Annotated in this window: 18 protein-coding genes and 1 pseudogene; 11 read left to right on the plus strand and 8 right to left on the minus strand. The window is 62.3% G+C overall.

Annotated elements, in window-relative coordinates:
* Nucleotides 1-204 precede the first annotated feature (204 nt).
* The 4 genes from ntrC to glnA form a co-directional block, all read right to left on the minus strand.
* Nucleotides 205-1,641 (minus strand): nitrogen regulation protein NR(I), encoded by a 1,437-nt coding sequence (gene ntrC / locus KHO53_RS12215; RefSeq protein WP_010222294.1) that lies wholly within the window; start codon nucleotides 1,639-1,641, stop codon nucleotides 205-207.
* Nucleotides 1,638-2,723: a nitrogen regulation protein NR(II) gene (gene glnL / locus KHO53_RS12220; RefSeq protein WP_010222296.1), complete on the minus strand. Its 1,086-nt coding sequence runs from the start codon at nucleotides 2,721-2,723 to the stop codon at nucleotides 1,638-1,640. The genes ntrC and glnL overlap by 4 nt, the downstream gene beginning before the upstream one ends.
* A gap of 256 nt (nucleotides 2,724-2,979) precedes the next feature.
* Entirely contained in the window at nucleotides 2,980-3,867 is an 888-nt protein-coding gene (locus KHO53_RS12225) for a chorismate mutase (RefSeq protein WP_081492783.1), read from the minus strand.
* Between the two features lie 143 nt (nucleotides 3,868-4,010).
* Entirely contained in the window at nucleotides 4,011-5,417 is a 1,407-nt protein-coding gene (glnA, locus tag KHO53_RS12230; RefSeq protein WP_010222298.1) for a glutamate--ammonia ligase, read from the minus strand.
* Nucleotides 5,418-5,747: 330 nt separating this feature from the next.
* On the opposite strand from glnA, the gene thiI reads away from it, so the two are divergent.
* Both thiI and typA read left to right on the plus strand, forming a co-directional pair.
* Nucleotides 5,748-7,202, plus strand: coding sequence for a tRNA uracil 4-sulfurtransferase ThiI (gene thiI / locus KHO53_RS12235; protein WP_010222299.1), 1,455 nt, complete (start codon nucleotides 5,748-5,750; stop codon nucleotides 7,200-7,202).
* A gap of 128 nt (nucleotides 7,203-7,330) precedes the next feature.
* Nucleotides 7,331-9,154: a translational GTPase TypA gene (gene typA, locus KHO53_RS12240; protein ID WP_010222300.1), complete on the plus strand. Its 1,824-nt coding sequence runs from the start codon at nucleotides 7,331-7,333 to the stop codon at nucleotides 9,152-9,154.
* Nucleotides 9,155-9,304: 150 nt separating this feature from the next.
* On the opposite strand, the gene KHO53_RS12245 is transcribed toward typA, so the two are convergent.
* The gene (locus KHO53_RS12245; protein ID WP_036995432.1) at nucleotides 9,305-9,712 is read right to left on the minus strand and encodes a YkgJ family cysteine cluster protein; all 408 of its coding nucleotides are present in this window, start codon (nucleotides 9,710-9,712) and stop codon (nucleotides 9,305-9,307) included.
* A 199-nt stretch (nucleotides 9,713-9,911) separates the two neighbouring features.
* Between KHO53_RS12245 and KHO53_RS12250 the strand changes: the two genes are divergently transcribed.
* The 3 genes from KHO53_RS12250 (at nucleotide 9,912) to KHO53_RS12260 (ending at nucleotide 14,118) form a co-directional block, all read left to right on the plus strand.
* Nucleotides 9,912-12,362 carry a glycogen/starch/alpha-glucan phosphorylase gene (locus tag KHO53_RS12250; RefSeq protein WP_010222302.1) on the plus strand — a complete coding sequence of 817 codons (2,451 nt, stop codon included), beginning with the start codon at nucleotides 9,912-9,914 and terminating at the stop codon, nucleotides 12,360-12,362.
* Nucleotides 12,363-12,507: 145 nt separating this feature from the next.
* A complete protein-coding gene (locus KHO53_RS12255; protein ID WP_010222303.1) occupies nucleotides 12,508-13,518 on the plus strand; it encodes a class 1 fructose-bisphosphatase in 1,011 nt (336 codons plus the stop codon).
* Nucleotides 13,519-13,521: 3 nt separating this feature from the next.
* On the plus strand, nucleotides 13,522-14,118 hold the full coding sequence (locus tag KHO53_RS12260) for a DUF924 family protein (RefSeq protein WP_010222304.1): 597 nt from the start codon (nucleotides 13,522-13,524) through the stop codon (nucleotides 14,116-14,118).
* An 83-nt stretch (nucleotides 14,119-14,201) separates the two neighbouring features.
* Here the strand turns inward: KHO53_RS12260 and KHO53_RS25955 are convergent, their stop codons facing one another.
* Both KHO53_RS25955 and KHO53_RS25960 read right to left on the minus strand, forming a co-directional pair.
* Nucleotides 14,202-15,032, minus strand: a complete 831-nt coding sequence (locus KHO53_RS25955; RefSeq protein ID WP_502937693.1) for a methyl-accepting chemotaxis protein — start codon at nucleotides 15,030-15,032, stop codon at nucleotides 14,202-14,204.
* A 24-nt stretch (nucleotides 15,033-15,056) separates the two neighbouring features.
* Nucleotides 15,057-16,094 (minus strand): annotated as a pseudogene (locus KHO53_RS25960) (HAMP domain-containing protein); the annotation flags it as partial.
* Nucleotides 16,095-16,329: 235 nt separating this feature from the next.
* Here KHO53_RS25960 and KHO53_RS12270 point away from each other — a divergent pair.
* Both KHO53_RS12270 and KHO53_RS12275 read left to right on the plus strand, forming a co-directional pair.
* The gene (locus KHO53_RS12270; RefSeq protein WP_010222308.1) at nucleotides 16,330-16,584 is read left to right on the plus strand and encodes an outer membrane protein assembly factor BamE; all 255 of its coding nucleotides are present in this window, start codon (nucleotides 16,330-16,332) and stop codon (nucleotides 16,582-16,584) included.
* On the plus strand, nucleotides 16,581-17,156 hold the full coding sequence (locus KHO53_RS12275; protein WP_010222310.1) for a lipocalin family protein: 576 nt from the start codon (nucleotides 16,581-16,583) through the stop codon (nucleotides 17,154-17,156). Before KHO53_RS12270 ends, KHO53_RS12275 begins: the two co-directional genes overlap by 4 nt.
* Nucleotides 17,157-17,247: 91 nt before the next feature.
* Here KHO53_RS12275 and KHO53_RS12280 read toward each other — a convergent pair whose 3' ends face one another.
* Entirely contained in the window at nucleotides 17,248-18,612 is a 1,365-nt protein-coding gene (locus tag KHO53_RS12280; RefSeq protein WP_213570349.1) for a formimidoylglutamate deiminase, read from the minus strand.
* A 143-nt stretch (nucleotides 18,613-18,755) separates the two neighbouring features.
* On the opposite strand from KHO53_RS12280, the gene hutC reads away from it, so the two are divergent.
* The 4 genes from hutC (at nucleotide 18,756) to hutH (ending at nucleotide 23,611) form a co-directional block, all read left to right on the plus strand.
* Complete coding sequence (gene hutC, locus KHO53_RS12285) at nucleotides 18,756-19,466, plus strand: histidine utilization transcriptional repressor HutC (RefSeq protein WP_174242316.1); 711 nt, start codon at nucleotides 18,756-18,758, stop codon at nucleotides 19,464-19,466.
* The gene (locus tag KHO53_RS12290; RefSeq protein ID WP_213570350.1) at nucleotides 19,463-20,035 is read left to right on the plus strand and encodes a HutD/Ves family protein; all 573 of its coding nucleotides are present in this window, start codon (nucleotides 19,463-19,465) and stop codon (nucleotides 20,033-20,035) included. The genes hutC and KHO53_RS12290 overlap by 4 nt, the downstream gene beginning before the upstream one ends.
* Nucleotides 20,036-20,331: 296 nt before the next feature.
* Nucleotides 20,332-22,011, plus strand: a complete 1,680-nt coding sequence (hutU, locus tag KHO53_RS12295) for a urocanate hydratase (RefSeq protein ID WP_010222315.1) — start codon at nucleotides 20,332-20,334, stop codon at nucleotides 22,009-22,011.
* A gap of 67 nt (nucleotides 22,012-22,078) precedes the next feature.
* Nucleotides 22,079-23,611, plus strand: a complete 1,533-nt coding sequence (gene hutH / locus KHO53_RS12300; RefSeq protein ID WP_036995439.1) for a histidine ammonia-lyase — start codon at nucleotides 22,079-22,081, stop codon at nucleotides 23,609-23,611.
* The last annotated feature ends 26 nt before the right edge of the window (nucleotides 23,612-23,637 follow it).

Genomic DNA, 23,637 nt, shown 5'->3' on the forward strand with positions numbered 1-23,637 from the left:
GGGTTTTGAGGGGGTAGGCAGGGTTTTGCCGGGGATTTGTGCCTTCAGGCGGTGCACCGATAGCGGCGTCGGTGCATCAATGGGGCAAATTGCAATCTTGTGGGAGCTGGCTTGCCAGCGATGAGGTCAATGCAGTCTGTGCATTCTCTACAGACCGGATGCGACCGCTTCGCGCTCGATCGCTGGCAAGCCAGCTCCCACAGGTCAGGCCTCGTCGTCACCGTCCTCATCGCCGCCATCGACCTTCATCCCCAACTCCTTGATCTTGCGCGTCAGGGTGTTGCGGCCCCAGCCCAGCAGCACCGCGGCATCGCGGCGGCGGCCAGCGGTGTGCTTGAGCGCAGTCTCGATCATGATCCGCTCGAAGCTCGGCACGGCGCTGTCGAGCAGGCTTGACTGGCCACGGGCCAGGGCCTGGTCGGCCCACTGGCGCAAGGCTTGTTCCCAGTTGGTTACCGGCGCTGTGTCTTGCGGCAGGTTGAGCAGCTCCGGCGGCAGGTCGCCGATATGCACTTCACGCCCCGAGGCCATCACCGTGATCCAGCGGCAGGTGTTCTCCAGCTGACGCACGTTGCCCGGCCACGGCAGGTTGCGGATGAACTCCTCGGTCTCGGCCTTGAGTAACTTGGGCTCCACCGCCAGCTCCTGGGCGGCGCGGCCGAGGAAGTGCCTGGCCAGGGTCGGGATATCCTCGCGACGATCGGCCAGGCGCGGGATGTGGATGCGGATCACGTTCAGACGGTGAAACAGGTCTTCACGAAACTTGCCGGCTAGCACCAGGGTTTCCAGGTTCTGGTGGGTGGCGGCAATGATTCGCACATCGACCTTGACCGGCACATGCCCGCCCACCCGGTAGAACTCGCCATCGGCCAGCACCCGCAGCAGGCGGGTCTGGGTGTCGGCCGGCATGTCGCCGATCTCGTCGAGGAACAGGGTGCCGCCATCGGCCTGCTCGAAGCGGCCGCGGCGCAGGTTGGCGGCGCCGGTGAAGGCGCCTTTCTCGTGGCCGAACAGCTCCGACTCCATCAGGTCCTTGGGAATCGCCGCCATGTTCAAGGCGATGAACGGCGATGCCGCCCGCGGGCTGTGGCGGTGCAAGGCGTGGGCGACCAGCTCTTTACCGGTGCCGGACTCGCCATTGATCAGCACGGTGATATTGGAATGGCTCAGGCGGCCAATGGCGCGGAACACCTCCTGCATCGCCGGCGCTTCGCCGATGATCTCCGGGGTGCGGGTCAGGCTCGGTGCCACGTCCAGGCCCTGTTGCTCCTGGGCGTGCTGGTTGGCGCGCTTGACCAGCGATACCGCCTCGTCGACGTCGAACGGCTTGGGCAGGTACTCAAAGGCACCGCCCTGATAGGACGCCACCGCGCTGTCCAGGTCGGAATGGGCGGTCATGATGATCACCGGCAGGCGCGGGTGCTGCTCGCGAATCTGCGCGAGCAAGTCCAGGCCGCTGGCGCCGGGCATGCGGATGTCGGAAATGATTACGTCCGGCTGCTGCCGGGCCAGGCGGCTCATGACCCCGTCGGCGCTGTCGAAGCTCTGGGTGGTCATGCCTTCCTGTTGCAGGGCTTTTTCCAGCACCCAGCGGATGGAACGATCATCGTCGACGATCCAGACAGTTTCACTTCGGCTCATGAGGCGGTGGCTCCTTGTTCCAGCGGCAGGAAGATCGAGAAGGTGGTGTGGCCAGGGTGGCTGTCACACTCGATCAGGCCCTGGTGCTGGCTGATGATGTTCTGGGTAATGGCCAGGCCCAGCCCGGTACCGTCCGGGCGACCGCTGACCATGGGGTAGAAGATGGTTTCCTGCAGTTCGGCAGGAATGCCGGGGCCGTTGTCGATGATCTCGATCCTGGCCACCAGGCGATGACGGGTGTGGCCGATGGTGAACTGGCGCATGGCCCGGCTGCGCAGGCTGATGCGGCCCAGGCGCAGCTCGTTCTGGCCGCTGATGGCCTGCATGGCGTTGCGCACGATGTTGAGCACCGCCTGGATCATCTGCTCGCGGTCGATCAGCACGTCCGGCAGGCTCGGGTCGTAGTCGCGCACCAGGGTGATACCGCCCTGGCTTTCGGCTTCGACCAGGCTGCAGACCCGCTCCAGCACCTCATGGATGTTGGTCAGGGCCAGCGATGGCAGCTTGTTCGAGCCGAGCATACGGTCGACCAGGTTGCGCAGGCGATCGGCCTCTTCAATGATCACATTGGTGTAATCCTTCAGGCCATCTTCGGGCAGTTCGCGGGCCAGCAGCTGGGCGGCGCCGCGGATACCGCCGAGGGGGTTCTTGATTTCGTGAGCCAGGCCGCGCACCAGCATCTTGGTGGTTTCCTGCTTGGACAGCTGGGCCTCTTCCTTGGTGATGCGCAGCAAGCGGTCGCGCGGGTGCACCTCAAGCAGCAGCAGGGTCGCGCCCTTGCTGAGGATCGGGGTCACCGCGTAGTCGACGGTCTGGGTCTGGCCGGTCAGCGAGGTCAGTTGGGCTTCACGCTTGGTGAAGGGGTGTGCGTGTTCCACCGCCTGGCGCAGGGAATTCAGCGCTTCGGGCGATTCGGTGAACAGTTCGCTGATGAATTGCCCATGGCTGCGCTGGCCACTGATGGCCAGGAGCATTTCCGCCGCCGGGTTCATGTACTCAAGACGCAGGTCGGCGTCGAGCAGGATGGTGGCGGTGGTCAGGTTGTCCAGTAGCAGTCGGTGCAGTGCATCGCTGATGGTCATGGGGCGTCGTTGACCTCTTTTGGCTCATACAACCTCGGCCTGGGCCCAAGTCGCGGTCGCTGGTAATCCGCTGGTACAAAGAAAATGCAAAAAGCAAACCAAGGCTCCGAAAAGAAGCGGAATTTCCGGATTAAGACCTGTATTTGCGCGAAAAATGGCTAAAAAGTCCTGAGTTAGCACTTTTCATGAACCAAAATGGGCTGAGTTGCTCAGGTGCAGGCAATTGCATGCACCAATATAGAGCATAGTGGAAGGTTTACTGCGACGAGCATAAATGCGTGGTGGCGCGGATCAGGGCCAGGGACTGCTGCGGATCTTTGCCCAGTTGACCGATGGCCTGGGCGAGGGTTGCCTGGCATTGCGCCGGGCGGTTGCGATCAAACTCTGCCAGTTGGCTCAGCAGTGTGCGTTGCAGGCGATCCAGTTGCGGGCGCAATTGGCTGCCCAGATCGACTCGTGGCGTTTGTGGTGCGCTGCCTGCGGCATGCCAGCGCGACAGTGCGCGGTACTGGAGCAGCTTGTTGGCTTCGATCTGGTCGGCGAAGAACACGGCTGCCCGGTGCTCGTCCACACCAAAGCGCAGGGCCTGGCTCCGGGCATTGGCGATGACCTGCTGCTCACGCTCGGGCGCTTCTACAGGCTGGCCCGAGTCCCATTTGTTCAGGGCAACGGCTTGGGCGATGTGCAGTCGTTGGTCGATGCTGTCGAGCAGTGACGTCAGCGGTTTGGATGATATCGCGGGGCGGGAGAGCGGCACGCCGGAGCTGCCTGCATAAAAAACGATCAACTCGGCCGCTTGTGTGCCTGTGCGCCCACGATGCACGCCATCGACTATCTCGGCCAAGGCGTCTGCGGCCTTGATGCGCACCTGCTTGCCGCTGTCGCGGGTTTCTACCAGCAATTCACCTGCGAGCAGGTAGCCGGCGTTGGGCATTGGATGGCTGTGCCAGTCGAGCGTTGTTTCAGGCGGGATGCGGATCTTCACCAGGGTCAGTTCCGGCGGGCCGTCGGGGTAGTTTGGGTACTGGCTGCCATCCCAGGCGTTGCTGGTGCGCAGCAGCACCTGTGATTCGACCTGTGCTGGCGGGGTGCTGCAGCCTGTCAGCAAAGCGAACAGGGGGAGAGTGATAAGGGTGCGGATCATGATGGGCTCGGGCGTGGTTTGCTGAGCCAGCATGGTCGAGGTCAGGGGGTTGACCTATCGGGAGCGTCTGAAGAATGTGTATGAAAAAGGCCTCCCGAAGGAGGCCTTTTTCAAGCTACGCCGCTTGCGCGAGCGTCACTGGCTTAGCAGCTGTAGTACAGCTCGTATTCCAGTGGGTGTACGAAGGTGCGGACCTTGATTTCTTCTTCGCTTTTCAGCGCGATGTAGGCATCGATGAAGTCGTCGGAGAACACGCCGCCCTTGGTCAGGAACGCACGGCCCTTGTCCAGCTCTTCCAGGGCTTCTTTCAGGCTGCCGCAGACCTGCGGGATCTCTTTCGCCTCTTCAGGCGGCAGGTCGTACAGGTTCTTGTCGGCGGCATCGCCTGGGTGGATCTTGTTCTGGATACCGTCCAGGCCGGCCATCATCAGTGCCGCGAAGCACAGGTACGGGTTGGCAGCCGGATCCGGGAAGCGCGCTTCGATACGGCGGGCTTTCGGGCTGGAAACGTACGGGATACGGATCGAGGCCGAACGGTTGCGGGCCGAGTAGGCCAGCATGACCGGTGCTTCGAAGCCTGGCACCAGACGCTTGTAGGAGTTGGTGGCCGGGTTGGTGAAGCCGTTCAGGGCCTTACCGTGCTTGATGATACCGCCGATGAAGTACAGGGCGGTGTCGGACAGGCCGGCATAGCCTTCGCCGGAGAAGGTGTTCTTGCCATCTTTGGAGATGGACATGTGCACGTGCATGCCCGAGCCGTTGTCGCCGTACAGCGGCTTCGGCATGAAGGTCGCGGTGCGGCCGTAGGCGTCGGCAACGTTGTGTACGCAGTACTTGAGGGTCTGAACTTCGTCAGCCTTCTTCACCAGGGTGTTGAACTGCACGCCGATTTCGTTCTGGCCGGCAGTTGCCACTTCGTGGTGGTGTACTTCGATGACCAGGCCCATTTCTTCCATGGCGTTGCACATGGCAGTACGGATTTCGTGGTCGTGGTCGAACGGAGGTACTGGGAAGTAGCCGCCTTTGACGCCTGGACGGTGGCCCTTGTTGCCGCCTTCGACGTCCTGGTCGGACATCCACGAGCCTTGCTCGGAGTAGATCTTGAACATCGAGCCGGAAATGTCGGACTTGAACTTCACTTCGTCGAAGATGAAGAACTCAGGCTCTGGGCCGACGAACACGGTGTCACCGATACCGGTGGTCTTCAGGTACTCTTCGGCGCGGCGGGCGATGGCGCGTGGGTCGCGGTCATAGCCTTGCATGGTCGACGGTTCGATGATGTCGCAGACCAGGATCAGGGTCGGCTCTTCGGTGAACGGGTCGAGCACGGCGGAGGCGTCGTCCGGCATCAGGATCATGTCGGAAGCTTCGATGCCTTTCCAGCCCGCGATGGAGGAACCGTCGAACATCTTGCCGGCTTCGAAGAAATCTTCATCCAGCGCATCACGAGCTGGCATGGTCACGTGGTGCTGAGTGCCTTTGGTGTCAGTGAAGCGCAGATCAATCCATTTAACGTCATGATCTTTGATGAGTTGAACCGACTTCGACATAGTGTCCTCCGGGTGGGGTAGAGCTTGCCTGTGCAGCCCTTTAATTTGGGTGATGCCGGGCGCGAATAGTCGGCCAAGGCAACCTGCCTCACAAGGGAGCAAATTGCATGCCAGTGCCCCGAGTTGGGATTTTTGCCCCAAACCCAAGCGTTTTCGACCGTTTTCGCAAATTCACGGCTTTTTTCTGCACTTTAAAGATGCGCTAATCGAGCATGGCGCACCATTTTGGCGCACAGAAAACCTTCTGTACAAAAGTTGCTCAAAGCTTGAGCAATTTCCGCTATAATCCGCGCCCCACTTTTTTAGTCGGCACCTCGCGCGCTGTTTTTCATGAAACTAATCGTAAAAGTCTTCCCAGAGATCACTATCAAGAGCCGGCCGGTTCGCAAGCGCTTCATCCGTCAACTGGCCCGCAACATCCGCACCGTGCTCAAGGACCTCGATCCTGCGCTCGCGGTTAACGGTGTCTGGGATAACCTCGAAGTGATCACTCACATCGAGGACGAGAAAGTCCTGCGCGAAATGACCGAGCGTCTGACCTGCATGCCGGGCATAGCCCACTTCCTGCAGGTCGACGAATACCCGCTGGGTGATTTCGACGACATCGTCGCCAAGTGCAAGCAGCACTTCGGTCACCTGCTGGCCGGCAAGCGCTTTGCCGTACGCTGCAAGCGCGGCGGCCACCACGATTTCAGCTCGATGGACGTCGACCGTTATGTCGGCAGCCAGCTGCGCCAGCAGTGCGGCGCCGCCGGTATCGACCTGCGTACGCCGGAAGTCGAGGTGCGCATCGAGGTGCGCGACAAGCGTCTGTACGTCATTCACAACCAGCACAAAGGCATCGGCGGTTATCCGTTGGGCGCGCTGGAGCAGACCCTGGTGCTGATGTCCGGTGGCTTCGACTCCACCGTCGCCGCCTACCAGATGATGCGCCGTGGCCTGATGACCCACTTCTGCTTCTTCAACCTCGGCGGCCGTGCCCACGAGTTGGGGGTGATGGAAGTCGCCCACTACCTGTGGAAGAAGTACGGCAGCAGCCAGCGCGTGCTGTTCGTCAGCGTGCCGTTCGAAGAAGTGGTCGGCGAGATCCTCGGCAAGGTCGACAACAGCTACATGGGCGTGACCCTCAAGCGCATGATGCTGCGCGCGGCGACCAACATCGCCGACCGTCTGGAAATCGACGCCCTGGTGACCGGTGAAGCCATCTCCCAGGTGTCGAGCCAGACCTTGCCGAACCTCGCGGTGATCGATTCGGCCACCGAGAAACTGGTGTTGCGCCCCTTGCTCGCCAGCCACAAGCAGGACATCATCGACCAGGCCCAGCAGATCGGCACCGCCGAGTTCGCCAAGCACATGCCTGAATACTGCGGCGTGATCTCGGTGAACCCGACCACCTGCGCCAAGCGTCATCGCCTCGACCATGAAGAGAAGCAGTTCGACATGGCGGTGCTTGAGCGCGCCCTGGAACGCGCCCGGCTGATCTCCATCGACCACGTGATCGATGAACTCAGCGAAGATATCCAGATCGAAGAAGTCAGCCAGGCGCTGGCCGGGCAGGTGGTGATCGACATTCGTCACCCTGATGCCCAGGAAGACCAGCCCCTGGAACTGGACGGCATCGAGGTCAAGGCCTTGCCGTTCTACGCCCTGAACAGTCGCTTCAAGGAGCTGGATGCCACGCGCCAGTACCTGCTGTATTGCGACAAGGGAGTAATGAGTCGCCTGCATGCCCATCATCTGCTCAGTGAGGGACATGCCAATGTGCGCGTTTATCGTCCGACATAAGACGCCGGGGCTATATGGCGGGAGCATCCGCCATCGCCCTCCCGACCACCGGGCCGTTTGAGCGCCATTCATTCATATTCGCCGCCTAGACTGGGCGGCAACCCGAATCCTCTGATCGAGATACACACGTGATCGAAAATCTGCGTAACATCGCCATCATCGCCCACGTTGACCATGGTAAAACCACCCTGGTCGACAAACTCCTGCGTCAGTCCGGCACCCTGGAGCGTAACGAGCTCAACGACGAGCGCGTCATGGACTCCAACGACCAGGAAAAAGAGCGCGGTATTACCATTCTGGCGAAAAACACCGCCATCAACTGGAACGGCTACCACATCAACATCGTCGACACCCCCGGCCACGCCGACTTCGGTGGCGAGGTTGAGCGTGTAATGTCGATGGTTGACTCGGTGCTGCTGCTGGTCGACGCCCAGGACGGCCCTATGCCGCAAACCCGTTTCGTGACCAAGAAGGCTTTCGAAGCCGGCCTGCGTCCAATCGTGGTGATCAACAAGGTCGACCGTCCAGGCGCGCGTCCTGACTGGGTTCTGGACCAGATCTTCGACCTGTTCGACAACCTCGGTGCCACCGAAGAACAGCTGGACTTCAAAGTCGTCTACGCCTCGGCCCTGAACGGTATTGCCGGTCTGGACCACACCGAAATGGCCGAAGACATGACCCCGCTGTACCAGTCGATCGTCGACAACGTACCGGCGCCGGCTGTTGACCGTGACGGCCCGTTCCAGATGCAGATCTCGGCACTGGACTACAACAGCTTCCTCGGTGTTATCGGCGTTGGCCGTATCGCCCGTGGCCGCGTCAAGCCGAACACCCCGGTTGTCGCTATCGACACCGACGGCAAGAAGCGCAACGGCCGTATCCTCAAGCTGATGGGTCACCACGGTCTGCACCGCGTTGACGTCGAAGAAGCCCAGGCTGGCGACATCGTCTGCATCAGCGGTTTCGACGAGCTGTTCATCTCCGACACCCTGTGCTCCCCGGACGCAGTTGAAGCGATGAAGCCGCTGACCGTTGACGAGCCAACCGTTTCGATGACCTTCCAGGTCAACGACTCGCCGTTCTGCGGTAAAGAAGGCAAGTTCGTGACTTCCCGCAACATCAAGGAACGTCTGGACAAAGAGCTGCTGTACAACGTTGCACTGCGCGTTGAAGAAGGCGACTCGGCTGACAAGTTCAAGGTATCCGGCCGTGGTGAGCTGCACCTGTCGGTTCTGATCGAAACCATGCGTCGCGAAGGCTTCGAAATGGGTGTTGGTCGTCCGGAAGTGATCATCCGTGAAGTCGACGGTGCCAAGCACGAGCCGTTCGAGAACGTCACCATCGACATCCCTGAAGATTCCCAGGGCAAGGTCATGGAAGAAATGGGTCTGCGTAAAGGCGACCTGACCAACATGGTTCCGGATGGCAAGGGCCGTGTACGCCTGGAATACAACATTCCAGCCCGTGGTCTGATCGGTTTCCGTAACCAGTTCCTGACCCTGACCAACGGTGCAGGCATCCTGACCTCGATCTTCGACCGTTACGCTCCGATGAAGTCCGGCCACATGTCCGGCCGTCAGAACGGTGTACTGGTTTCGGTCGAGACCGGCAAGGCCCTGACCTACTCCCTGGAAACCCTGCAGGCGCGCGGCAAGCTGTTCGTCGAGCACGGCCAGGAAATCTACAACGGTCAGATCGTTGGTCTGAACAGCCGTGACAACGACCTGGGCGTCAACCCTACCAAGGGCAAGAAGCTCGACAACATGCGTGCTTCGGGTAAAGACGAAACCATCGCCCTGGTTCCACCTGTTCGCTTCACCCTGGAACAGGCTCTGGAATTCATCCAGGACGACGAGCTGTGCGAAGTCACGCCTAAGTCGATCCGTCTGCGCAAGAAGATCCTCGACGAAGGCGAGCGTACCCGCGCTGCCAAGAAAGCCAAGGCTAACTAAGCTCGGCTGAAATAAAAAACGCCCCCGGCCGCAAGGCCGGGGGCGTTTTTGTTTGTGCGGGACATGAAACCGGGTTGGCTTCATCGCTGGCAAGCCAGCTCCCACAAGATCATGTACAACCCTGTGGGAGCTGGCTTGCCAGCGATGCTTTTAGCGGCGCGCCGCTGGCTTGGGAATGTAGGCGCAATAACCCGGCCGCGGGCCGATCCGTGGATGGTTGCGACAGGTGTCCGGGCGTGTGTCATAAATGGTGCACAGGCGGCTCTTACGATCCAGGTACAGGCAGTCGTCGTTGCTCATCTGCGCCAGGGTGAAAATTCCCGACTTCTGGTTGAAGCGCTGGATGATCCCGTCTTTCTGCAAACGCTTGGCAATGTTCTTCGGCGGCTCGCCCACCTCGAACTCATCCACTACGCCCATGCGGATCAGGTCTTTGATTTTCACTTCCGTCGGCAAGGTGCAGCAGGTCGAGTTGCAGCCTCCGCACATATGGCTTTGGTACTTCTGCCAGGTTTCCAGGCGGTCGACTTCGGCGGCGGCAATCAGGGTCGGTTTCATCAGGTTCTGGTTTTAGATGTTCGGGTGGGCGCGCGATCATACCGGAGTTGGTCAAAATGTGAACAGCCATTTGCCGGTTGCGCCCGCCATCGCCGCTGTTTTTACGCAGAAACTCCCGAACCTGCGCTTCCGCTCTGTGTCGAACGGTCTAGGCTGAGAAATCTCCATCCGCATTCGTCAACTTGCCCGAGGACATCGCATGTCTCAGGAACCGCTCGCTCGTGACGCAGAGGTGGCCGCTTTTCGCACCGCTGTGCTGGATAAATTGACCTACGCGGTCGGCAAGGACCCGGAGCACGCCTTCGATCACGACTGGTTCGAAGCCATTGCCCTGGCTGCCCGGGATCACATGGTCGATCACTGGATGGACCACACCCGGCAGATCTACCGCAAAAGCCAGAAGCGGGTGTATTACCTGTCGCTGGAATTTCTCATCGGCCGCCTGCTGTACGACAGTTTGAGCAACCTGGGCCTGCTGGATGTCGCCCGTGAGGCGCTGGACGGGCTGAACGTCGACCTTGAGCGCATCCGCCTGCTGGAACCCGATGCGGCCCTGGGCAACGGTGGCCTGGGGCGCCTGGCGGCCTGTTTCATGGAGAGCATGTCGACCCTCGGCATCGCCGCCCACGGTTACGGCATTCGTTACGAGCACGGCCTGTTCCGCCAGGCGGTGGTCGATGGCTGGCAGCAGGAGCAGACCGAGAACTGGCTGGACTTCGGCAACCCCTGGGAATTCGAGCGTGCCGAGGTGATCTACCCGATCAGCTTCGGTGGTAGCGTCGAAACCGTGCACGACGCCGGTGGCCAGCAGCGCCAGGTATGGTGGCCGGCCGAGACCGTGCGGGCGGTGGCCTACGACACGCCGGTGGTCGGCTGGCGCGGCGCCAGCGTCAACACCCTGCGCTTGTGGCGGGCGCGGGCGCTGGAAGAGCTGCACCTGGAGCGTTTCAATGCTGGTGACCACCTGGGCGCCGTCGCCGAAGTAGCGCGGGCTGAAAGTATCTCGCGGGTGCTGTACCCGGCCGACAGTACCGAGGCCGGCCAGGAACTGCGCCTGCGCCAGGAGTATTTCTTCGTCTCGGCCTCGCTGCAGGACCTGCTGCGCCGTCACCTGAACATGCACGACAGCCTGCTCAACCTGCCGCAGCAGGCGGCGATCCAGCTCAACGACACCCATCCTTCGATCGCCGTCGCCGAGCTGATGCGCCTATTGGTCGACCAGCACGAAGTGCCTTGGGACACGGCCTGGCAGCTGACTGTCGAGACCCTGGCCTACACCAACCACACATTGCTGCCCGAAGCCCTGGAAACCTGGCCGGTGGGCCTGATGGAGCGCATGCTGCCGCGGCACATGCAGATCATCTACCTGATCAACGCCTTTCATATCGACGCCTTGCGCGCCAAGGGCATCCACGATTTCGACGTGCTGCGCGCGGTGTCGCTGATCGAGGAAGACAACGGTCGCCGGGTGCGCATGGGCAACCTGGCGTTCCTTGGCTCGCACAGCGTCAACGGCGTGTCGGCGCTGCACAGCAAGCTGATGCGCAGCACGGTATTCGCCGAGCTGCACAAGCTCTACCCGGAGCGAATCAACAACAAGACCAACGGCATTACCTTCCGTCGCTGGCTGTTCCAGACCAACCCGCAGCTGACCGGCATGCTGGTCGAGGCGCTGGGCGCCGACGTGCTCGATGACCCGCAAGGGCGTCTGCGCGACCTTGATCCCTTCGCCGACAAAGCGTCGTTCTGCAAGCAATTCGCCGCCCAGCGCCTGCACAGCAAGAAGGCCCTGGCCAGCTTGATCCAGGAGCGCCTTGGCATCACCCTCAATCCCGAGGCGATGTTCGATGTGCAGGTCAAACGGATCCATGAGTACAAGCGCCAGTTGCTCAACCTGCTGCACACGGTGGCCCTGTACCAGGCCATCCGCGCCGAGCCTGGCACCGGCTGGGCGCCACGGGTGAAGATATTCGCCGGCAAGGCGGCGGCCAGCTATCACCAGGCCAAGCTGATCATCAAGCTGGCCAACGACATCGCCAAGGTGGTCAACAACGACCCGACCGTGCGCGGCCTGCTCAAGGTGGTGTTTTTGCCCAACTACAACGTCAGCCTGGCCGAGAGCATCATCCCGGCGGCCGATCTCTCCGAGCAGATTTCCACCGCCGGGTATGAGGCGTCCGGCACCAGCAACATGAAGTTCGGCCTTAACGGTGCGCTGACCATCGGCACCCTGGACGGGGCCAATGTCGAGATGTGCGAGCAGGTCGGCGTTGAGAACATGTTCATCTTCGGCCTGACCTCCCAGCAGGTGGAGGCGCGCAAGCGCAGCGGCGACTTTGGCGCCAGTGCGGCGATCGGCGCCTCTCATCGGCTCAACGACGTGCTTCAGGCCATTCGCGGCGGGGTGTTTTCACCTGATGACCCGGGTCGCTATGTCGGTCTGGTCGACTCGTTGGTGGCCTATGACCGCTTCCTGGTGTGCGCCGATTTCGACGCTTACTGGGACGCGCAATTGCGCGTCGAAGCGCTCTGGCGCGAACCCAGGCAGTGGTGGCGCATGGCGGTGCTCAACACCGCGCGCATGGGCTGGTTCTCCTCGGACCGGACCATCCGCGAGTACGCCACTGACATCTGGAGAGCGCTTGGCTAAGCTGCAAAGGTCGGCCCGGGGGGTGGTGAACTCTCGGGCCGATGTGCCGTCTGATCGGCCAGGCGTGTCTGATTGCTCGCTAGCGCTTCACTCTCCCTGTAAACTGCGTGGGTTTTTATTACCCCCCCTTCCTTCGGAGCCTTACATGTCCCGCGTTACCCTGAGTCGCTATTTGATTGAGCAGACCCGCAGCAACAGTACCCCTGCCGATCTGCGCTTCCTGATCGAAGTGGTGGCGCGTGCGTGCAAGGAAATCAGCCACAACGTCTCCAAAGGCGCGCTGGGTGGTGTTCTGGGCAGCATGGGCACTGAAAACGTGCAGGGCGAAGTCCAGAAGAAACTGGACGTGATCTCCAACGACATCCTGCTCGAAGCCAACGAGTGGGGCGGTCACCTGGCCGGCATGGCCTCCGAAGAGATGGACAACGCCTACCAGATCCCGGGCAAGTACCCGAAAGGTGCCTACCTGCTGGTATTCGACCCGCTGGACGGTTCGTCGAACATCGACGTCAACGTTTCGGTCGGTACCATCTTCTCGGTACTGCGCTGCCCGAACGAATACCTGAGCCAGAACGAAAGCCTCAACGAGCAGGCCTTCCTGCAGCCGGGTACCAAGCAGGTTGCCGCCGGTTACGCGATCTACGGCCCGCAGACCATGCTGATCCTGACCCTGGGCAACGGCGTCAAGGGCTTCACCCTGGACCGCGAGCTGGGCAGCTTCGTGCTGACCCACGAGAACATCCAGGTGCCGGAAACCACCGCCGAGTTCGCCATCAACATGTCCAACCAGCGCCACTGGGAAGCGCCGGTGACCCGTTACGTGGGCGAGCTGCTGGCCGGTGAGACCGGTCCGTTGAAAAAGAACTACAACATGCGCTGGATCGCCTCGATGGTTGCCGATGTGCACCGCATCCTCACCCGTGGCGGCCTGTTCATGTACCCGCGCGATGCGCGCGAGCCGTCCAAGCCGGGCAAGCTGCGCCTGATGTACGAAGCCAACCCGATGTCCTTCATCATCGAACAGGCCGGCGGTGCTTCCACCGACGGTCACCAGCGCATCCTCGACATCCAGCCGGATAGCCTGCACCAGCGCGTGGCAGTGTTCCTCGGCTCCAAGCAGGAAGTCGAGCGCGTTACCGGTTATCACAAGGAGTAAATCATGCTCGCACCTTGGCAGCCGTTACTGGAGTGGTGGTTTGGCTGGGGCACCAGCCCCCAGGCCGTGGCTGACGAGAAGAGCACGCTGTGGTTCGGCAAGCACCATGATGCTGAGGCGCAGGCGCTGTTCGGCGATTTGATGGAGCACGCCCTGGCCGGTGGCCTGGATGAGTGGCAGCAATGCCCTCAGGGCTGGTTGGGGCTGGTGTTGCTGCTCGACCAGTTGCCGCGCATGATCCACCGCGATACGCCGCGGGCCTTCGATGGCGACCGGCGAGCGCAGGTGGTGGTGATGCAGGGCTTGCAGAAGAACTGGGATTACCAGCTGCTGCCGATCCAGCGGGTGTTCATCCTGCTGGTGCTGGAGCATGCCGAGGTACTGGATTGGCAGAACATCAGCGTCGAGCGTTACCAGTGGCTGCTCGAGGCCCAGCCGGATGCCGATCGGCGTTTGTTCGAAGGTTTTCTCGACTACGCCGAGCAGCACCAGCGGGTGATCGCCCGCTTTGGCCGCTTCCCACATCGCAATTTGCTGCTGGGCCGGCCGAGCACCGACGAAGAGATGGATTTTCTGCTGGAGCCAGGCTCGAGGTTTTGAGCTGAATCTATCGCTGGCAAGCCAGCTCCCACAGAGATTTGCATTGCCTGTGGGAGCTGGCCTGACCTGCGATTAGCTGTAGATCAGATCCTGAAACTCCCCACCAACTGCTTCAAGCGATTGGCCTGATTCTCCAGGTCATTGCAGGCGCGCAAGGTTGCCTGCAGGTTCTCTACCCCTTCCTGATTCAGCGTATTGATCTCGGTAATGTCGACATTGATCGACTCGACCACGGCGGTCTGCTCTTCGGTGGCGGTGGCCACCGACTGGTTCATGCCGTCGATCTCGCCGATGCGTTGGGTCACGCTGCCCAGCCGCTCACCGGCCTGGTTGGCGATGCCGACGCTGTGCTGGCTGTGGCTCTGGCTTTCGGTCATGGTGCCGACCGCCACCTGGGCGCCGGCCTGCAGCTCTTCAATGATGCGCTGAACCTGCTGCGCCGAATCCTGGGTGCGGTGGGCGAGGTTGCGGACCTCGTCCGCCACCACGGCAAATCCACGCCCGGCTTCACCGGCGCGGGCCGCTTCAATGGCGGCGTTGAGCGCCAACAGGTTGGTTTGCTGGGAAATGCCGCTGATCACTTCAAGAATCTGACCGATGTTCACCGTGTTGGCATTGAGCGTCTCGATGTTGCCACACGAGTCGCTGATCTTCGCCGACAGCTGGTTCATTACCTCGATGGTCTGCTCGACCACCTGCTGGCCTTGTTCGGCCAGATTGCGCGCGTCGCTGGAATGCTGCGAGGCGAGGGCGGCGTTCTGGGCGATTTCCTGGGCGGCGGCACCGAGCTGGTTGATCGCCGCCGCGACGCTGCTGGTGCGGCTCGACTGCTGGTCGGCGTTGTGGATCGAGGCGTTAGAGGCACTGACCACGCGCAGGGCCACTTCATTGACCTGGCCGGTGGCCGAGGCCACTTCGCGGATCGACTCATGGATGCGTTCGACAAAACGGTTGAACGACTGGCCGAGGCTGCCGAATTCGTCCTGGCCATGGATGCGCAGGCGCCGGGTCAGGTCGCCTTCGCCTTCGGCGATGTCATACATGGCCCGGCCCATCACGTGCAGTGGCTCCATCAGCACGCGAATCAGCACGCCAAGCAGGGCGATGATGATCAGCACCGCGATCACCGTGGCGACCACCGCCGAGGTGCGCAGTTCGCTGAGCGTGGCAAAGGCAAAATCCTGGTCGAGCACCAGTGCCACGTACCAGTCAGCCGAAGGCACGCCGTTGACCTTGGTGAAGGTGATGAACTGCTTGTGCCCGTCCAGTTCGGCTTCTTTCAGGCCGCTGCCGACCTGCGGGGCGCCTTGCGGGTAAGCGTCGCTGAGGTTTTTCAGGACCAGGTCGGCTTGCGGGTGCACGAGGATCTTGCCCGCGCCGTTGACGATGAAGGCCTGGCCGTGGCCGTCGAAGTTCAGGGCGTTGATGATCGCGCTGATGCTGTCCAGGTCGGTGTCGACGCCGTTGACCCCGATCAGCCGGCCCTGATGCTGTACCGGGGTGGCGAGGGTAATCACCAATTTGTTCGCTGAAACAGAAATGTACGGCTCGGTGACGATGGTCTGGCCGGCGCCGGTGGCAGCCTTGTACCAGCCGCGCACTCGCGGGTCGTAGTCGGCGGCGCGGTTGCCCAGCGGTACCGACTGCATGTAGCCGTCCTGGCCGCCGAAGTAGGTCAGCAGAAAGTTGCTGCCGTACACCGGCAGGCTCAGGCTGCGGGTCAGGCTGTCCTTGCTGGCGCCATCGATGGCGACCTGCTGGGACAGTGATTGCAAAATTTGCATGCGGCTTTGCAGCCAGGTCTGGATGTTGCTGCTGGTCAGGCTGCCGAGCTCCTGCATCGAGGCTTCGGTATTGCTGCGCAGGGTCTGGCGCTGGCGGTAATCGTTGAACAGGATGAAACAGGTGAAGGCGACAGCGACCACCAGGGCGGCGGCGAGCAGAATCTTGTGGCTGAACTTCAGGTTTTTTGTCATTGCGAGGTCTGTCTGCACAAGGCGGGGTCAACGGATGGGGCGCGGCAAACGGTCGCAGCGCCTTCCTGTGTCGTCCGTTCTGGGCAAAAGATTAATCACAGAACTCACCAGTCGACCAATGGCGGGGCTTTGACGCCAACAAAACCGGGACGCTCGGGAACCGGATGGGCTTTTTCCCTTCTAAGCTGTCGGTAGGCCATTGCGCCTGCACCCTCATGTCCAGGAGTGACCCTTCATGTCGTTGCGTTCCCTCGCCCTGCTGTCCTTGTGCGTGTTCCTCACTGCGTGCAACAAGATCAACCAGGAAAACTACTCACAGCTCAAGTCCGGCATGGCCAAGGCCGAGGTCGAGAAACTGCTCGGTGCGCCGACCGATTGCTCCGGTGCCTTGGGCATGTCCAGCTGCACCTGGGGCGACGAGAAGACCTTTATCAGCGTCCAGTACGCCGGTGACAAGGTGCTGATGTATTCCGGGCAGGGCCTCAAATGAAGCAGCTGCACCTGCTGTTGGCGCTGTGCGCCGGGTTGATCCTCGGCGGCTGCGCCAGTTCCGGTGCAGGCTCGCTTGAGCCGAAGACCGCCAACAGCGTCGACCTCAAGCGCTACCAGGGCAAGTGGTATGAGCTGGCGCGTTTGCCGATGTATTTCCAGCGTGACTGTGCCCAGTCCGAGGCCCATTACAACCTCAAGCCGGACGGCAGCGTTGGTGTGCTCAACCGCTGCCGCACCCTTGAAGGCGAATGGCAGGAGGCCAGCGGCACGGCCAACGTGCAGGTGCCGGGCAAGACCGACAAGCTTTGGGTGGTGTTCGACAACTGGTTCTCGAAGTTGCTGCCGGGCGTTGCCAAGGGTGACTACTGGATCCTCTACGTCGACGACAAATACCACACCGCGCTGGTCGGCAATCCGGATCGCAAGTACCTGTGGATACTCTCGCGTACCCCGACCATCCCGGCCTTGCAGCGCGAAAGCCTGCTGGCCAAGGCGCGCCAGCAGGGCTACGACACCCAGCGGCTGATCTGGCGGGTGGCGGACAAGGACATGGCTGCGGCTAAGCCTTGATGCCCGAATCGCTGGCAAGCCAGCTCCCACAAGGGCAGTGCAATCCCTGTGGGAGCTGGCTTGCCAGCGATAGTCTCGCCTCGGTCTTGGATCAGCCCAACAGGCTGCGCAGCACCCCGGCAAATTCCCGCGCGCTGTCTTCTTCCTGGGCATGGCGGCCCTGGCGCACTACCCACTGGCCGTTGACCATCACATCGCGCACCTGACGGTCGCCGCCAGCAAACAGCCAACGGTTGAGAATGCCGTCTGCACTGGCCGTCGCCAGGTACGGGTCGTTGCCATCGAGCACCAGCCAGTCTGCGCGCTTGCCCACCGCCAGTTCGCCAATCGGCTGCCCCAGGGCCTGGGCGCCACCGCTCAGGGCGGCATCGAACAAGGTGCGCCCGACCATCGGCTGGTCGCCGCGGTACAGGCGATTGCGGCGCTGGTCGCGCAGGCGCTGGCCATATTCCAGCCAGCGCAGCTCCTCGACCACGCTCAGCGACACATGGCTGTCCGAGCCGATCCCCAGGCGCCCGCCGCGGGCCAGGTAGTCCACCGCCGGGAAGATCCCGTCGCCCAGGTTCGCTTCGGTGGTCAGGCACAGGCCGGCGACCGCGCGGCTGCGGGCCATCAGTTCGACTTCGTCGGGTTCGGCATGGGTGGCATGGACCAGGCACCAGCGCTGATCGACTTCGGTGTTCTCATAGAGCCACTGCAATGGCCGGCGACCGCTCCAGGCCAGGCAATCGTCGACTTCCTTCTGCTGCTCGGCGATATGGATGTGCACCGGGCAGGCCTTGTCGCTGGCGGCCAGGACCTGGGCAATCTGTTCCGGCGTCACCGCACGCAGGGAATGGAAGCACAGGCCCAGGGCCTGCGCGGGCTGCTCGGCCAGCAGCGGCGCCAGGCGCGCCTGCAGGTTCAGATACTGTTCGGTGCTGTTGATAAAACGCCGCTGGCCTTCGTTCGGGGCTTGCCCGCCAAAGCCGGAGTGGCTGTACAGCACCGGCAGCAGGGTCAGGCCGATGCCGCTGGCGCGCGCCGCCGCGCTGATGCGCAGGGATAGCTCCGCCGGGTCGGCGTAAACCTGGCCCTGGGTGTCGTGGTGAACGTAGTGGAATTCGGCAACCGAGGTGTAGCCGGCCTTGAGCATCTCGATGTACAGCTGGCGGGCGATGACCTGCAGCTGTTCAGGGCTGATCTTGCCGACTAGGCGATACATCAGTTCGCGCCAGGTCCAGAAGCTGTCGTTAGGGTTGCCGGCTACTTCTGCGAGCCCGGCCATGGCGCGCTGGAAGGCATGCGAGTGCAGGTTGGGCATGCCCGGCAACAGCGGACCGGCCAGGCGTTCGGCGTTTTCGGCCGAGGCGTTGGCTTGGAGGCTGGTCAGCAGGCCATCAGCGCCGACCTCGATTCGGACGTTTTCGGCCCAGCCCGTAGGCAGCAAAGCACGTTCGGCAAAGAAGACGGACATCGGCACGGCACCTCATTGTGATTATTTGTATATACATATACAGACGTTTGCCTGCTGGGTAAACTCCGGCAAGCTACCGTTCATTCAATCGAACAAGGATATTTTCCGTGCCGACACCTCCTGTCTCCGCGCTGGTTGCCCAGATGGGCGAGGGTCCGGCGCCGCTGTACGCCCGGGTCAAACAAATGATCGCCCAGCAGATCCAGAATGGCAGCTGGCCACCGCATCACCGGGTGCCGTCTGAAAGCGAGCTGGTCAACCAGCTGGGCTTCAGTCGCATGACCATCAACCGCGCCCTGCGCGAGCTGACTGCTGAAGGCCTGCTGGTGCGCATGCAGGGCGTCGGCACCTTTGTTGCCGAACCCAAGAGCCGCTCGGCGCTGTTCGAGGTCAACAACATTGCCGACGAGATCGCCGCCCGCGGGCACCAGCACACGTGCCAGGTGATTGTCCTGGCCGAAGAGGCCGCCGGTTCCGAGCGCGCCCTGGCCCTGGACATGCGTGAAGGCCAGCGGGTGTTCCACTCGCTGATCGTGCATTACGAGAACGGCGTTGCCGTGCAAATCGAAGACCGCTTCGTCAACGCCGCGGTGGCACCCGATTACCTCAAGCAGGACTTCACCCGGCAGACGCCCTACGCCTATTTGTCCCAGGTCGCGCCGCTGACCGAAGGCGAGCACGTGGTCGAAGCGATCCTCGCCGAGCCGGAAGAATGCCGCCTGCTGCAAATCGAACAAGGCGAGCCGTGCCTGCTGATCCGCCGCCGTACCTGGTCGGGGCGCCAGCCAGTGACTGCCGCTCGTCTGATTCATCCCGGATCCCGTCATCGTCTGGAAGGACGCTTCAGCAAATGAGCCAGTTGCAGATTTTACGCGCCAAAGACTACCCCCGCATGCCATGGAAGAACGGCGGCGGCAGCACCGAAGAAATCACCCGCGATGCCGGCGCAGGCCTGGAGGGTTTCGGTTGGCGTCTATCGATTGCCGATATCGCCGAGTCCGGTGGCTTTTCCAGCTTTGCCGGTTATCAGCGGATTATCACCGTGCTTGAGGGTGAGGGCATGCGCCTGCAGGTTGATGGTCAGCCGACGCGCCCGCTGTTGCCGTTCGATGCCTTTGCCTTCAGGGGCGAGAGTCAGGTCAGTTGCAGCCTGCTCGGCGGTTCGATTCGCGATTTCAATCTGATCTATTCCCCCGAGCGTTACCGCGCGCGCCTGCAGTGGCTCGATGGCAGCCAGCGGGTGTTCAGTTCGGCGACGACCTTGCTGCTGTTTGCGGCAGCCTCGCAGGTCGAGGTGGCGCTGGACGGGCAGGGTGAGCATGTGCTCGGACGTTATGACTGCATGCGCCTTGACGGTACCGATAGCCTGCAGACCTTGAACCTCCAGGGTCGTTGCTGCCTGATCGAGCTGAGCCCTCGCTGAAGTTGTTACGCCTCGGCTGAGCGGTTCGGCCGGGGCTGTTACCGATTGACCCAAAGTGGTGCAACGCCACGGCTCCACGTTGTTCGACCACTCATCGGCTCAAATTTTTTTATCTCGCCACAGCCCACGTGCTGCGGGGCTCTAGCGCCTGCATTAGCGCCGCGAAAGCACCCAGGAGAGGAGTTGGCATTTCAATTGCCTATGCTTGTACATACAAGTAAAGATGTGTTTGTATAAGTGCCATGACCCACCCAATGCCTGGGTTGCTCTGGACCGATCGCTGAGGAGCCATTTCCGTGACTGACAACAACTTCAAGAAATACCGTGACGTCGAAATCCGCGCAGCGCGCGGCAACAAGCTGACCGCCAAAAGCTGGCTGACCGAAGCACCGTTGCGCATGCTGATGAACAACCTCGACCCGGAAGTGGCCGAGAACCCGAAAGAGCTGGTGGTGTACGGTGGTATCGGCCGTGCCGCGCGTAACTGGGAGTGCTACGACAAGATCGTCGAGAGCCTGACCAACCTGAACGACGACGAGACCCTGCTGGTGCAATCCGGCAAGCCGGTCGGCGTGTTCAAGACCCACAGCAACGCCCCGCGCGTACTGATCGCCAACTCCAACCTGGTACCGCACTGGGCCAACTGGGAACACTTCAACGAACTGGATGCCAAGGGCCTGGCCATGTACGGCCAGATGACCGCCGGTAGCTGGATCTACATCGGCAGCCAGGGCATCGTCCAGGGCACCTACGAAACCTTCGTCGAAGCCGGTCGCCAGCACTACAACGGCAGCCTCAAGGGCAAGTGGGTGCTGACCGCAGGCCTGGGTGGCATGGGCGGCGCCCAGCCTCTGGCGGCGACCCTGGCCGGTGCCTGCTCGCTGAACATCGAATGCCAGCAGAGCCGCATCGACTTCCGCCTGAGCAGCCGTTATGTCGACGAGCAAGCCAAGGATCTGGACGACGCCCTGGCGCGCATCGCCAAGTACACCGCCGAAGGCAAGGCCATTTCCATCGCCCTGCTGGGCAACGCCGCCGAAATCCTGCCTGAGCTGATCAAGCGTGGCGTGCGCCCGGACATGGTCACTGACCAGACCAGCGCCCACGACCCGCTCAACGGTTACCTGCCGGCCGGCTGGACCTGGGAGCAGTACCGCGAGCGTGCGCAGACCGAACCGGCAGCCGTGGTCAAGGCCGCCAAGCAATCGATGGCCGTACACGTCAAAGCCATGCTCGAGTTCCAGAAGCAGGGCGTGCCGACCTTCGACTACGGCAACAACATCCGCCAGATGGCCAAGGAAGAGGGCGTGACCAATGCCTTCGACTTCCCGGGCTTCGTACCGGCCTACATCCGTCCGCTGTTCTGCCGTGGTATCGGCCCGTTCCGCTGGGCAGCGCTGTCGGGCAACGCCGAAGACATCTACAAGACCGACGCCAAGGTCAAGGAACTGATCCCGGACGACGCCCACCTGCACAACTGGCTGGACATGGCCCGCGAGCGCATCAGCTTCCAGGGCCTGCCAGCACGTATCTGCTGGGTCGGCCTGGGCCAGCGCGCCAAGCTGGGCCTGGCGTTCAACGAAATGGTCCGCCGCGGTGAGCTGTCGGCACCGATCGTCATCGGCCGCGACCACCTGGACTCCGGCTCGGTATCCAGCCCGAACCGTGAAACCGAATCGATGCAGGATGGCTCCGATGCCGTCTCCGACTGGCCACTGCTCAACGCCCTGCTCAACACCGCCAGCGGCGCGACCTGGGTGTCCTTGCACCACGGTGGTGGCGTGGGCATGGGCTTCTCCCAGCACTCGGGCATGGTCATCGTCTGCGACGGTACTGACGAGGCTGCCGAGCGGATCGCCCGCGTACTGACCAACGACCCGGGCACCGGTGTCATGCGTCACGCCGATGCCGGTTATCAGATCGCCATCGACTGCGCCAAAGAACAAGGCTTGAACCTGCCGATGATCACAGGCTGATCTGCGGTAAATGGTTGATACTGATATCTATGCAGGCGCATTCGCCTCACGAGTACGGAGCATTAACGTGACTGAATTGACCCTCAAGCCCGGCACCCTGACCCTGGCTCAGCTGCGTGCGATCTACCAGCAGCCGGTAAAACTCAAGCTGGACTCCAGCGCTGACCAGCAGATCGACGCCAGCGTCGCCTGTGTCGAGCAGATTCTCGCGGAAAACCGCACCGCCTACGGCATCAACACCGGCTTCGGCCTGTTGGCCTCGACCCGTATCGCCAGCCACGACCTGGAAAACCTCCAGCGTTCGCTGGTGCTGTCCCACGCCGCCGGCGTTGGCCAGCCGATTGACGATGCCCTGGTGCGGCTGATCATGGTGCTCAAGGTCAACAGCCTGAGCCGTGGTTTCTCCGGCATCCGCCGCAAGGTGATCGACGCCCTGATCGCGCTGATCAACGCCGAAGTCTATCCGCACATCCCGCTCAAGGGTTCGGTCGGCGCTTCCGGCGACCTCGCGCCGCTGGCGCACATGTCGCTGGTACTGCTGGGTGAAGGCAAGGCGCGCCACAACGGCCAATGGCTGTCGGCCACCGAGGCCCTGGCGGTTGCCGGCCTTGAGCCGCTGACCCTGGCGGCCAAAGAGGGCCTGGCGCTGCTCAACGGCACTCAGGCGTCCACCGCCTTTGCCCTGCGCGGCCTGTTCGAAGGCGAAGACCTGTTCGCCGCGGCCATGTCGGTCGGTGGCCTGACCGTCGAAGCGGTGCTGGGTTCGCGTTCGCCGTTCGATGCGCGTATTCACGAAGCCCGTGGCCAGCGCGGCCAGATCGACGCCGCCGCCTGCTACCGCGACCTGCTGGGTGACGGCAGCGAAGTCTCCGCCTCCCACGAGAACTGCGGCAAGGTCCAGGACCCGTACTCGCTGCGCTGCCAGCCACAGGTCATGGGCGCCTGCCTGACCCAGTTCCGCCAGGCCGCCGAAGTGCTGGTGATCGAAGCCAACGCCGTGTCCGACAACCCGCTGGTGTTCGCCGCCGAAGGTGATGTGATCTCCGGTGGTAACTTCCACGCCGAGCCCGTGGCCATGGCCGCCGACAACATGGCCCTGGCCATCGCCGAGATCGGTTCGCTGAGCGAGCGCCGCATCTCGCTGATGATGGACAAGCACATGTCCCAGCTGCCGCCGTTCCTGGTGGCCAATGGCGGGGTCAACTCCGGCTTCATGATCGCCCAGGTCACCGCAGCTGCGCTGGCCAGCGAGAACAAGGCCCTGGCCCATCCGCACAGTGTCGACAGCCTGCCGACGTCGGCCAACCAAGAAGACCACGTGTCGATGGCCCCGGCTGCCGGCAAGCGTCTGTGGGAAATGAGCGACAACGTGCGCGGCATCCTCGCCGTTGAATGGCTGGCCGCCTGTCAGGGCCTGGACCTGCGCGAAGGCCTGAAGACTTCGCCAAAACTGGAGCAGGCGCGTCAAACCCTGCGCAGCAAGGTCGCCTTCTACGAGAAAGACCGCTTCTTCGCCCCGGACATCGAGGCGGCCATCGCCCTGCTGGCCGCTGGGCGCCTGACCGGCCTGCTGCCGGCCAAGGTCCTGCCTAGCCTGTGACCCCTCGGGCTGGCCTGCCTGGCCAG

This window comes from Pseudomonas sp. RC2C2 (assembly GCF_018390435.1).
GTDB lineage: Bacteria > Pseudomonadota > Gammaproteobacteria > Pseudomonadales > Pseudomonadaceae > Aquipseudomonas > Aquipseudomonas donghuensis.